Genomic DNA, 528 nt, shown 5'->3' on the forward strand with positions numbered 1-528 from the left:
CCGGGGATCGCGTCGAGCGCGCCGAGCGACGCCCGGTCGGGCATGGCGCCGGCCGCGTCGTACGTGCGCGCGACCGCGCGGGCGGCGGCCGCGGCGCGGACCTGCAGGAGCGCGTGCTCGGCGGTGACCGCGTGTCGCGAGACCTCGCGGGTCGAGCCGGTCGCGTCCCGCAGCAGCACCGACCGCGGGCCCACGTCGAGGCGGGCGCGACACCACGCGGGCACGGCGGACCCGTCGTCCGCCAGGACGAGCACGCGCTGCGACGCGGGTGCCGACGACCGCCAGCGGGCCAGCGCGGACGGGTCGCGCGGATCGTCGGCGACGACCAGGACGTCGGGCCCGGGCCCCTCGGCCGCCCAGACGCACCACAACCAGTCCTCGGGGTGCCGGGCGTGCACGGTGACGGTGGCGGCGAGCTGCGTGCCGAGGGTGCCCAGGACGACGGCCCGGGCCACGGGCAGCGCGAGCGCGCGGGGTCCGACGACGGCGAGCGAGCCGCCCGGGTCCCACGGCTGCTCGACCGTCAGG

General features: G+C 80.1%; 1 protein-coding gene. It reads right to left on the reverse strand.

Going from position 1 to position 528, the window contains the following annotated elements; translation table 11 throughout:
* Positions 1 to 528, reverse strand: a 528-nt coding sequence (locus ACXJKG_RS21435) for a hypothetical protein (protein WP_456847729.1), incomplete at both ends; no start/stop codon positions are given.

Source organism: Cellulomonas sp. P5_C6 (assembly GCF_054049635.1).